The 11,230-nt window shown below is 68.3% G+C and carries 10 protein-coding genes; 4 read left to right on the top strand and 6 right to left on the bottom strand.

All coding sequences use genetic code 11. The annotated features are described in order from the left end of the window. Positions 1–84: 84 nt before the first annotated feature. Positions 85–351: a hypothetical protein gene (locus ACEN88_RS15400; RefSeq protein ID WP_413340909.1), complete on the bottom strand. Its 267-nt coding sequence runs from the start codon at positions 349–351 to the stop codon at positions 85–87. A 58-nt stretch (positions 352–409) separates the two neighbouring features. Beyond that, on the bottom strand, positions 410–1,426 hold the full coding sequence (locus tag ACEN88_RS15395; protein WP_413340907.1) for an LLM class flavin-dependent oxidoreductase: 1,017 nt from the start codon (positions 1,424–1,426) through the stop codon (positions 410–412). Between the two features lie 115 nt (positions 1,427–1,541). Between ACEN88_RS15395 and ACEN88_RS15390 the strand changes: the two genes are divergently transcribed. The 3 genes from ACEN88_RS15390 to ACEN88_RS15380 all read left to right on the top strand — a co-directional run bounded on the left by ACEN88_RS15390 (position 1,542) and on the right by ACEN88_RS15380 (position 5,624). Next, the gene (locus ACEN88_RS15390; protein WP_413340905.1) at positions 1,542–2,741 is read left to right on the top strand and encodes a serine hydrolase domain-containing protein; all 1,200 of its coding nucleotides are present in this window, start codon (positions 1,542–1,544) and stop codon (positions 2,739–2,741) included. A 125-nt stretch (positions 2,742–2,866) separates the two neighbouring features. Further along, positions 2,867–3,517 carry a hypothetical protein gene (locus ACEN88_RS15385; RefSeq protein WP_413340903.1) on the top strand — a complete coding sequence of 217 codons (651 nt, stop codon included), beginning with the start codon at positions 2,867–2,869 and terminating at the stop codon, positions 3,515–3,517. Between the two features lie 139 nt (positions 3,518–3,656). Beyond that, positions 3,657–5,624 (top strand): sialate O-acetylesterase, encoded by a 1,968-nt coding sequence (locus ACEN88_RS15380; protein ID WP_413340902.1) that lies wholly within the window; start codon positions 3,657–3,659, stop codon positions 5,622–5,624. A 4-nt stretch (positions 5,625–5,628) separates the two neighbouring features. On the opposite strand, the gene ACEN88_RS15375 is transcribed toward ACEN88_RS15380, so the two are convergent. Further along, the gene (locus ACEN88_RS15375; protein ID WP_413340900.1) at positions 5,629–7,131 is read right to left on the bottom strand and encodes an acetyl-CoA hydrolase/transferase family protein; all 1,503 of its coding nucleotides are present in this window, start codon (positions 7,129–7,131) and stop codon (positions 5,629–5,631) included. Between the two features lie 29 nt (positions 7,132–7,160). Next, the gene (locus ACEN88_RS15370) at positions 7,161–8,090 is read right to left on the bottom strand and encodes a bestrophin family protein (protein WP_413340898.1); all 930 of its coding nucleotides are present in this window, start codon (positions 8,088–8,090) and stop codon (positions 7,161–7,163) included. A 202-nt stretch (positions 8,091–8,292) separates the two neighbouring features. On the opposite strand from ACEN88_RS15370, the gene ACEN88_RS15365 reads away from it, so the two are divergent. Then, on the top strand, positions 8,293–9,282 hold the full coding sequence (locus ACEN88_RS15365; RefSeq protein ID WP_413340897.1) for an aldo/keto reductase: 990 nt from the start codon (positions 8,293–8,295) through the stop codon (positions 9,280–9,282). Between the two features lie 68 nt (positions 9,283–9,350). Here ACEN88_RS15365 and uvsE read toward each other — a convergent pair whose 3' ends face one another. After that, positions 9,351–10,268, bottom strand: a complete 918-nt coding sequence (gene uvsE, locus ACEN88_RS15360; RefSeq protein ID WP_413340896.1) for a UV DNA damage repair endonuclease UvsE — start codon at positions 10,266–10,268, stop codon at positions 9,351–9,353. Between the two features lie 85 nt (positions 10,269–10,353). Continuing rightward, positions 10,354–11,230: ATP-binding protein (locus ACEN88_RS15355; protein ID WP_413340894.1), on the bottom strand; the 877-nt coding region annotated here is incomplete at its 5' end.

The following is an 11,230-nucleotide window of genomic DNA, read 5'->3' as shown; positions in this document are numbered from 1 at the left end:
CCCCCCCCCCCCCCGCCCCAACCAATTTCCCCCCCCCCCCCCAACCCGGGGCCCCCCCCCCCGCCCCCCCCCCCACGGGGGGGGTTATTTGCGCGGTGCCGGCTGCTGGCTGTTGGCGGCCTGCTGCCGTGCTTGCGCCTGCGCCTGCCGCTGCTGCTCCTTCTCCTGCTTCTTGGCCATGTGGTGGCCGATGGCGCAGCCGGCGGCAGCGCCGAGCAAGCCGTGTTTGCCCGCCACGTGCCCGCCGACGCCGCCGACGATGGCGCCTTTCGCGCAGCTGGGTTTGGCATAGGCGGCGCCCGTCGAGGCGAGCGAGAGCATCAGGGTTGCGGCGATCAGTCGAGTGTTCATAGGTCCTCCATGGTTATGCAATCAACGGCCCGGTGCCGTCCATGGATGACAAGTGTGGCTAAGGCCGCGCCGGTTGAATGTTCGCCAGATCACCGTTGCGCCGGATCTCCGCCGCGATCTCGTACGAGCGCAACCGCGCCGCGTGGTCGTAGATCTGCGACGTGATCATCAGCTCGTCCGCGCCCGTGCGCGCGATGAAGTCCCTGAGCTGCCGTTCGACGGTCTCGGGCGAGCCGATCGCCGAGCACGACAGCACGCCGTCGAGCATGCCGCGTTCCGCCGGGCCGAGCAGGTCGAGATAACCTTCGACGGGCGGTTTCAAACGCGTCGGATGGCCGCTGCGCAGGTTGACGAACGCCTGCTGCATGGACGTCGCGCGCCATTGGGCTTCCGCATCCGTCTCGGCGGCGAACACGTTAAAGCCGAGCATCACGTACGGCTTGTCGAGCTGGGCCGAGGGGCGGAAGCTGGCGCGGTAGATCTCGATGGCCTGCATCATCATCTGCGGCGCGAAGTGCGACGCGAACGCGTACGGCAGGCCCAGCATTGCCGCCAGCTGCGCGCCGAACAGGCTGGAGCCGAGGATCCACACGGGCACCTTGAGGCCGGCGCCGGGGACGGCGCGCACGTGGCGGCGCGGGGCGTCCGCGAAATAATCCATCAGTTCCACGACGTCCTGCGGGAATTCGTCCGCGTCGGACGCGAGATTGCGGCGCAGCGCGCGGGCCGTCGCGTGGTCGGAACCGGGCGCGCGGCCGAGGCCCAGGTCGATGCGGCCCGGGAACAGCGATTCGAGCGTGCCGAACTGTTCGGCAATGACGAGCGGGGAATGGTTCGGCAGCATGATGCCGCCGGCGCCGAGGCGGATGGTGGAGGTGCCGTTGCCCACGTGGGCGATCAGCACCGCCGTCGCCGCGCTGGCGATGCCCGGCATGCCGTGGTGTTCGGCGAGCCAGAAGCGGTGGTAACCCCAGCGTTCGCCGTGCTGCGCGAGGTCGAGCGAGCGGCGGAACGATTCGGCAGCGTCGCTGCCTTCGGTGATTGGGGCGAGGTCGAGTATCGAGAAAGGAATCATTGGTGCATTCATCGTCCCATGATACGCCGATCGAATTTTTCGCGTGCGCCACGGTCCGGAACGGCATATGATGGCCTGTTGAACAATGTCTCCACGGCATCTCCGTTTGCTCAACATGCGTATTTACCTGCTTCCTTGCATCGCCGTGCTCGCTGCCGGCTGCACCTTGCCTGCCCGTGTACCGAGCGTGCCCGCGGCCGATGTCCCCCGGCTGGACGTGCGCCGCTTTCCCCAGATCGACGCCGCCATCGAGGGCGCCATCGACGCGCACAAGTTGCCCGGCGCCGTGTTCCACCTGGAGCACGAGGACGCCGTCTACGAACGCGCCTACGGCCGCCTGACCTATGAACCGGATGCGGCTCCGGTCACGACGGCGACCACCTTCGATGCCGCCTCGCTGACGAAAGTGCTGGCGACGGCGCCGTCCGTGCTGATCCTGGCCGAGCAGGGACGTATCGGGCTCGACGACAAACTCGTCAAATACTTCCCCGAATGCGGGACCGGCGGCAAGGAAACGATCACGATCCGGCAATTGCTCACGCACAGTTCGGGCTTGCCCGCCGGGCTGCCGGCCCTCCCTGCATGGAAAGGCCGCGTGGCCGCGCACCAGCTCGCGTGTGCCCAGGTTGTTACGCACCCGCCCGGTACGTTCTTCCGCTATTCCGACGTCAATTACGTGCTGCTGGGCCAGGTCGTCGAAAAGGTCACGGGCACGCCGCTGGACGATTACGCGCAGTCGCACATCTACGCGCCGCTGGGGATGCGCAACACGGGTTACCTGCCGCTGCGCCGGACCGACGTCGAGACGATCGCGCCGACCCAGGTCGGCAGCGCGGACGGGAAAGGCGCGCATGGCGACCTCGCGCCGGGCGAGCTCCTGCGCGGCGTCGTGCACGACCCGACGGTGCGCCGCATGGGCGGTGTGGCGGGCTCGGCCGGCGTATTCACGACCGTCGGCGACGTGGCGCGCTACGCCCGCATGCTGCTGGCGGGCGGGGTGCTGGACGGCGTGCGCATCCTGAGCCCGGACAGCGTCCGCCTGCTGACGACCGTGCAATCGCCTCCCGGCCTGGCCGGGCGCGGCCTCGGCATGGACATCGACTCGCCGTACGCGAAGCGCCCGCGCGGCACCGTGTACCCGGTCGGCAGCTATGGCCACACCGGCTTCACGGGCTGCATCCTGTGGGTCGATCCGCAGTCGAAGTCGTTCTACGTGTTCCTGTCGAACCGCGTCTATCCGGACGACAAGAGCAACATCCTCGACCTGTACACGCGGATGGGCACGCTTGCGGCGCAGGCGGCCGGGGCGTACTGATTTTTGTTTCCGCGAGGCTAACGCGCGCACCCTTCACGGCGATCTCTTTAAACTCCGCCTCCACAGTATCTTCTTGATATTGCAGAGTTTTTTTTGCCCCAAATCCATTCTCTGAGGAGAGCGATATGAAAATGAATAAGTTACTGAAGGGCCTGCTGGGTGCTGCCGTCACGGTGGCGATGTTCGGTACGGTCAACGCGCAGGCGCAGACCGGTTCGTCGACGGGCAGCAGCGCGACCGCGCAGGATCAGTCGACGTCGGGCAGCTCGACCACCAAGAAACACACGAAGAAAAAACATCATAAGAAGAGCAGCTCGAGCAGCGGTTCGAGCGGCAGCGGCGGTTCCTCCAGCAGCGGTTCGTCGTCGAGCGGCAGCCAGGATACCCAGGGCACCTCGGGTTCGTCGGGTAGCATGGGCACCGGCACCGGCACCGGCACCAGCGGCGGCAGCGGCACGTCGGGCGGCACGGGTACCGGCACCGGCGGCAGCATGGGCACGGGCAGCGGCACGACCACGCCTCCGACCGGCACCGGCACCGGCTCCTCGGGTTCGAGCGGCGCAACCGGCACCACCGGTTCCGGCTCGTCGGGCACCAGCGGCATGAGCGGCAGCACCGGCGCCAGCGGCACCGGCCTGTCCGGTTCGAGCGGCATGAGCGGCACGGGCTCCGGTTCGGGCACGGGCACCAGCGCGACCGGCACGGGCGCGGCGGGCACCGGCACCAGCTCCAGCACCACCAGTGGCAGCCAGGGCACGGGCAGCCGCGGCTACTGACCGCTCCGCTCCGCAATGAAGCGCCAGCCTGCGGGCTGGCGTTTTTTTTGCTGCCTTCGCCTCGCTGTTGGTATAACATCATTTATTAAGAAAAAATGAAAAGCGCAAACATCTGCGCCACTAACGACGAGGAGATTCGATGGAGACTACGAAGATGGCCGCACGCCTGCTGGCGCTCGCGGCGGCAAGCGCCTGCCTGCCGGGGCAGGCGGCCGACCTGGGCCTGGCCCGTATTTTTGCCGACCACGCGGTCCTGCAGCGCGACCAGCCGATTGCCGTGTGGGGCACGGCCGGCGCCGGCAGCAAGGTGAGCGTCACCCTGGGCGGACGCACCGTGACCGGCACCGCGGACGCGCGCGGCAAGTGGAAGGCGCAACTGCCGCCGCAGCCGGCGGGCGGACCCTACACGCTCACGGTCGCCGCGGGCGGCCAGAGCGTCAGCCGCGCCGACATCCTGGTCGGCGACGTCTACCTGTGTTCGGGCCAGTCGAACATGGAATTCGCCGTGCACAATTCGACCAACGCGTGGTCGACGACGATGATGGCGGCCAACGACAGGATCCGCTTCCTGAACGTGGAAAAGAACAGCACGGCGGCGCCGCAGGATGAGCTCAAGGGCCCGGTCGCGTGGAAGATCGCGGGGCCGGACACCATCGGCGATGCGTCCGCCGTCTGCTACTACATGGCGCGCTCGCTGCAGGGCAGCTACAAGGTGCCGGTCGGCTTCGTCAACGCCAGCTGGGGCGGCACGACGATCCAGGGCTGGATCGGTGGCGAGTCGCTGCGCACCGTCCGCGACTACACGGCCGGCGTCGACGCCGTCAAACAGTACGGTGCCGACCCGGTTGCCGGCATGCGCGCCGAGGATGCCCGCAACGAGGCCTGGTGGACGGCGCACGACCCGGCGGCTGCCGCGCAGCGTGCGTGGATCGCACCCGATTTCGACGACAGCGCATGGCCCACCGTCACGCCGACCGGATCGTGGAAGGACAGCGGCGTGGCCGGCTTCAAGGACTTCGACGGCGTCGCTTGGTACCGCACGACGATCACCCTGACGGAAGCGCAGGCCAAGGCCGCGAACGCGGTGCACCTGGGCCCCGTCGACACCTACGACACGACGTGGGTCAACGGCGTGCGCGTGGGCGGCATCAGCACGGGATGGATGTGGCGCGACTACGATGTGCCGGCCGGCGTGTTCAAGCCGGGCCGCAACGTGATCGCCATGCGCGTGCTGAGCGGCGGGCAGGGCGGCGGCCTGTCCGGGCCGGTGGACAAGCGCAGCATCGGTCTCGCGGACGGCCAGGCGATCCCGCTGCCGGCCGCGTGGAAGGTCCAGCGCGGCGGCGCCATGAAAGGCCAGTCGGTGCCGCCGGCGCCGTGGTCCGTGCCGACGAGCCTGACCACGCTGTACAACGGCATGATCGCGCCGCTGGTCGGCTATAAATTCAAGCTGGCCGCGTGGTACCAGGGCGAATCGAACGCCGGCGCGGCGCAGGAATACCGCACCTTGCTGCCGCTGTTGATGCGCGACTGGCGCCAGCGCTTCGGCCAGCCGGCGCTCCCGTTCTTCGTCGTGCAACTGACGTCGTACGGTTCGCCGGCGAAAACGCCGGGCCAGTCCGGCTGGGCCGAGCTGCGCGACGCACAGGCGGCCGCGGTGGCGAACGACCCGCACGCGGGCCTGGCCGTCACGATCGACGTGGGCGACCGTTTCGACATCCACCCGACCCAGAAGACGGTCGTCGGCGAACGCCTCGCGCGCGCGGCGCGCGCCGTCGCGTATGGCGAGAAGACGATCCCCGGCAGCCCGACGGCCGTGTCGGCGCAGCGCAAGGGCGGCGACATCGTCGTGACGTTCAAGGACACGGGCGGCGGCCTGGCGACGTATTCGTCCGACCGCGCCAACGCGTTCGAGGTGTGCGCGGGCACGGTGTGCCGTTACGCGGAGGCGCGCGTGGCCGGCAAGGAGAGTGACAGCATCGTCCTGCCCGGCGCCGGCACGCCGGACGTCACGCGCGTGCGCTACGCGTGGGCCGACGCGCCGTTCGTGAACCTGTTCGGCGCGGACGACCTGCCGGCCGCGCCGTTCCAGCTGGAGGTGCGCTGAAGGTTCAGGGTTCGAGCATCGAGCCCGTCTCGCTGTAGCGGGTGTGCCACGCGTACGCCTGCTCCAGCACGTGCGGCGTCTGGCCGCCGCGCCGCCGCGCTTCCCGCACGTACGCGCGCAGCATCGATTTGTACGGCTCGGCCGTGCACTGTTCGATGATGACCTCGGCCCGTTCGCGTGGCGCGAGGCCGCGCAGGTCGGCGAGGCCCTGTTCCGTGACGATGATGTCGACGTCGTGCTCCGTGTGGTCGACGTGCGTCACCATCGGCACGATCGACGAGACCTTGCCGCCCTTGGCCGTGGCCTTGGTCGCGAAGATCGACAGGTAGGCGTTGCGCGCGAAGTCGCCCGAGCCGCCGATCCCGTTCATCATGTGCGTGCCCAGCACGTGCGTCGAATTGATGTTCCCGTAGATGTCCGCTTCCAGGGCCGTGTTGATGGCGATGATGCCGAGGCGGCGAATCACTTCCGGGTGGTTGGACACTTCCTGCGGACGCAGCACGAGCTTGTCGCGGTAGCGGTCGAAGTCGCGGAACACTTGCCGGCTCTTTTCCGGCGACAGCGTGATCGACGAGCCGGACGCGAAATTCAGCTTGCCCGCGTCGAACAGGTCGAACGTCGAATCCTGCAGCACTTCCGAATACATCGTCAGGCGGTCGAACGGGCTGTCGGCAAAGCCTGCCAGCACCGCGTTGGCGATCGTGCCGATGCCGGCCTGCAGCGGCAGCAATTCCCTCGCCAGGCGGCCAGCCTCGATTTCCCGTTCGAAGAAGCGGATCAGGTGGCCCGCGATGGCGGCCGTCTCGCGATCGGCCGGCAGCACGGACGACGTCGAATCCGGCTGGTCGGACAACACGATCGCGACGATCTTCTCGGGCGGGATGGCGATCCACGGCGTGCCGGCGCGGTCGTCCGCCGACATGATCGGGATCGGTTCGCGCAACGGGCGCTTCTTCGGAATCCAGATGTCGTGCAGGCCTTCCAGGCCGGCCGGCTGGGCGAGGTTGATCTCGACGATCACCTTGTCGGCCAGGATCGCGAAGCTGGCGCTGTTGCCGACGGAGGTCGTGGGCACGACGGCGCCGTCTTCCGTGATCGCCACCGCTTCCACGATGGCCACGTCGACCGGCGCGATGTGGCGGCTGCGCAGCTGTTCGACGGTCTCGGACAGGTGCTGGTCGATGTACATCACCTCGCCTCGGTTGATCGCCGCGCGCAGCACGGGGTCCACCTGGAACGGCATGCGGCGCGCCAGTGCGCCCGCTTCGGTGAGGCGTTTGTCGGTGTCGTTGCCGAGCGAGGCGCCCGTCATCAGCGTGATCTTCAAAGGCTCCGTGCGGGCCCGCTCGGCCAGCGCGGCCGGCACGAGCTTGACGTCGCCGGCGCGGGTGAAGCCGCTCATGCCGACGGTCATGCCGTCCTTGATCCAGCGCGCGGCCTCGTGCGCACTGGTGACGCGGCCGCGCAGCGAGGCGCAGCGGATACGGTCCAGGTATTCTGTCTTCATGTCTTTCTCGGGTCGACTTCGGGATGGAACTAGCTGAGCCGGTAGTTCTCCGGCAGCAGGGGAGGAGGCAGGTCGCGGTCGCCCAGGGCGGTGCGCAGGTCGATCTCGATCGTGCGGCACAGGGCCTCGAGCGGCAGGCCGTTGTCGGAGGCGCGAAAGGGTTCCTCGAGCTCGTCGCCGAGGGCGTCCAGGCCGAAGAAGGTGTAGGCCACGATGGCGGACACGAGGGGCGTCAGGTAGCCGATCGTGTCCACGAGGCCGAACGGCAGCAGGAAGCAATACAGGTACGCCGTGCGGTGCAGGAGCAGGGTGTACGAAAACGGGATCGGCGTGCCGCGGATACGTTCGCAGGATGCGGCCACCGCCGTCATCGCCGAGAAGCTCGCATCGATGGACGGTGCGAGGCAGGCGTCCAGGCGGCCCGTGCGCAGGCATTCCCCGAGGTCGGCGCCCATCTCCAGCATCAGCGCGTACGGGACGTTCGATTGCGTGCGCACGCGTTCCCATTCGGCTGGTGCGATCCACGGCGCGACGTCGGCATTGCCGTCGGTGTCGCCGCGCAGCCGGTGGCGCAGCGCGTGTGCATACGCGATGGCGCGGCGAATGATGCGCAGGTGGGGATCGTCCGCGGTCGGATGGCCGGGCGCGACGAGCGACAGGCACTGGCGCGCGAGGCTGCGGCTGCGCAGTATCAGTTCCCCCCACTGCTTGCGGCCTTCCCAGTAGCGGTCGTAGGCCGCGTTGTTACGGAAGCCAAGGAAGATCGCGAGGGGAAGCCCCATCAGCGTGAACGGCGTCGTCGTGAAATGCAGCTTGTGGTGGCCGAACTGGCCGTCGGTCCAGGTGACGATCACCGCCAGCAGCGTACTGACCGCGAGGTGCATCCAGATGCGCGGCAGGATCGAACCGCGCATGATGAAGAACAGCCGCAGGGCCGATGGGCGGTCGCGGACGATCATGTCCGCCTCCAGGCCCGGTCATCCATGGTGTGCATGAGAAGCATGGTCGTCCATTCTGGACTTCGCACTCGGAAACTCCCAATTCACATTTCCCATGTCCGTCATGAACGATGTGAATGCTTGCATGATCATAAACCTGTCGTGTGCCGCCGTCGCCGCGAAACGGCTATCGTCACGCCCATCGATCGCACCGGAGACCATCATGAAGATACGTCAGCTGGGCAATGAGGGATTGCACGTCTCGGCCATCGGCCTGGGCTGCATGGGCATGAGCGATTTCTACGCCAACCGCGACGACGCCGAATCCATCGCGACGATCCAGCGCGCCATCGACCTGGGCGTCACGCTGTTCGACACGGCCGACATGTACGGCCCGCACACGAACGAGGTCTTGCTGGGCCGCGCGATCCGCGGGCGGCGCGAGGGACTCGTCATCGCCACCAAGTTCGGCGTCAAGCGAACACCCGGAAATCCGGGCGATTTCGGCGTCTCCGGCCGCCCCGAGTACGTACGCGCCGCCTGCGAGGGAAGCCTCAAGCGGCTCGGCATCGACACGATCGACCTGTATTACCAGCACCGCGTGGACCCGGCCACGCCCATCGAGGACACGATGGGCGCGTTGGCGGACCTCGTCCGCGCCGGGAAGGTGCGCTACGTGGGCTTGTCCGAGGCGTCCGTACAGACGATCGAGCGTGCCGTGAAGGTGCATCCGGTGACGGCGCTGCAGAGCGAGTACTCGTTGTGGACGCGCGATCCCGAGGATGGCGTGCTCGATGCGTGCCGCCGCCACGGCATCGGCTTCGTGCCATACAGTCCGCTGGGCCGCGGGTTCCTCACGGGCGAGATCCGTACGCCGGACGATTTCGCGCCGGACGACTACCGCCGCAACAGCCCGCGTTTCCAGGGCGCGAACTTCGCGCAGAATATCGCGCTCGTCGACAAGGTGCGCGAACTGGCGCGCGAGGCGGGCTGCACGCCGGGCCAGCTGGCGCTCGCGTGGGTGCTGGCGCAGGGGCCGGACATCGTGCCGATTCCCGGCACCAAGCGCCGCAACTACCTCGACGAGAACGTGGATGCCGTCGACATCGACCTCGGGCCGGCGCAGTTGACGGAGCTGGAAGCGATCTTTCCGCGCGGGGCGGCGGTGGGGACGCGGTATCCGGAAGGGGCGATGGGGGCGGTCAACCGCTAAGCAATACAACGTCGTCCTCGCGGAGGCGGGGACCCAAGTTTGCATGCGTTTCGACAGCTCATGAACAATTAGACCCCCGCCTTCGCGGGGGCGACGGGTTGGAGCCATCCCCTCAACCCATCGATCGCCTCTTCCTTGAACTTCGCCTCGATCTCGATCCACGGCGCCTCCACATACGCCGCCGGCATCGTCGTGATCAGGTCCGCGTGCTGGCGATCGTTGAACCCGTCGCGCCCGTTCGAGATGTGGACGACCTGGTGCGCCGGCACGGGCCACGTCGCGCGTGCCGCGGCGAGCATCGCGGCCACGCTCGGGTCGTCGTAGCTGGCCAGCTTGTCGTGCACGATGTGGTGGTGCGCGTCGAACACCATCGGCACGCCGGCGCGCATGCACACGTCGTGGATCTCGTCCGCGCCGTACGCGTATTCATCGTTCTCCAGGCACAGGCGCAGGCGGATCGCGTCGGGCAGCGCATGGATGCGCTCGACGAGCGCGTCGCTGCGGTTCGCCTTGCCGCCGTGGATCTCGAGCAGCGCCCACGGCGAGCGCGGTTGCTCCAGCAGGTCCATGATGTCGGCGTGCATCCGCAGGATCTTGACGCTGTTGGCGACGACGTCGGGCGAGTCGGAACTGAGCACGACGAACTGGTCCGGATGCATCACGAGGCGCAGGCCGAGTTCCGTCGCGCGCCGGCCCGTGCGCGCGAGCGCGGGTGCGAGGGGCTGCATCACGGCGCGGCCGATGTCCTCGTCGAAGAACGGGAAGATCGACGACGGCATGCGGTACAGGCGGATGCCGTTGCGGCGGCAGTAGTGCAGCGCACCGTCCAGCGTCTGCAGGTTGTCGCGGTAGATGTCGTCGAGCAGCTTGCGCTGGCCGTCGTCCGACTGCTCCAGCAGGCGCTTGCGCGTGACGGTGCGGTAGCGGATGTCCTTCGAGACGGTGATGCAGACCAGGCCGAGCTGGGGCGGGGACGAGACGGGCATGGACGAAGCGGGAGCGTTGACGTTGGCGCCATCGTCCCCCGATCCACCCATGCCGTCAAACCAATGCGGCGCAGAAACACCGGGGTCAGAGCCCGGTTTCGGGCAATTTCTCAAAAACGGGCTCTGACCCCGGTTTGACGTCCAGCAAAGGCAGCGTCACCGTGAACGTGCTGCCGCGCCCCGGGCCGGCGCTGGCGGCGTCGACCTGGCCGCCGTGCAGTTCGACGAGCTTGCGCACCAGGGCGAGGCCCAGGCCCAGGCCGCCCTGGGCGCGGTCGAGCGTGCGCGAGGCTTGCGTGAACAGGTCGAACACGACCGGCAGCAGGTCGGGGCCGATGCCGTTGCCGTTGTCGCGCACGGCCAGGAAGGCCTGGCCATCGGCGGCTTCCAGTTCGACCTCGATATGGCCGCCCTCCGGCGTGTACTTGGCCGCGTTGGTCAGCAGGTTCGCGACCACCTGCACGAGGCGCGTGTGGTCGCCGTCCACCATCACGGGCGCTGCGCCGAGCGCGACGTCGAGGCGGTGGCGGCGCGCGTCGACAAGCGGGCGGACCTGTTCGGCGGCCTCCGCGACGACGCGGCGCAGGTCGATCGGCCGCCTGGCCACGGCGACGAGGCCGCGCGTGACGCGCGAGACGTCCAGCAGGTCGTTCACGATGTGGCGCATGTGCGCGACCTGGCGCGCGATGATGTCGCTGATCTGCTTCACGCGCGGCTCGCCCGTATAGGCCAGGCGCAGCATGTCGGCCGCACTGGAGATCGGCGCCAGCGGGTTGCGCAGTTCGTGCGCCAGCATGGCGAGGAATTCGTCCTTGCGCCGGTCCGCGAGCTGCAGCGCTTCTTCCGCGCGCTTGCGCTCCGTGATGTCGATCGCGACGACGTGCACGACGGTGCTGCGGCCGTCGGCGCCGAGGCCGAGGCGGCCGCGCATGTCGATCCAGGCGAGCCGGCCGTCGTCGGCG

This window comes from Massilia sp. CT11-108 (genome assembly GCF_047302915.1).
GTDB lineage: Bacteria > Pseudomonadota > Gammaproteobacteria > Burkholderiales > Burkholderiaceae_D > Telluria > Telluria orientalis.
This window is presented reverse-complemented; position numbering and strand designations above follow the sequence as displayed.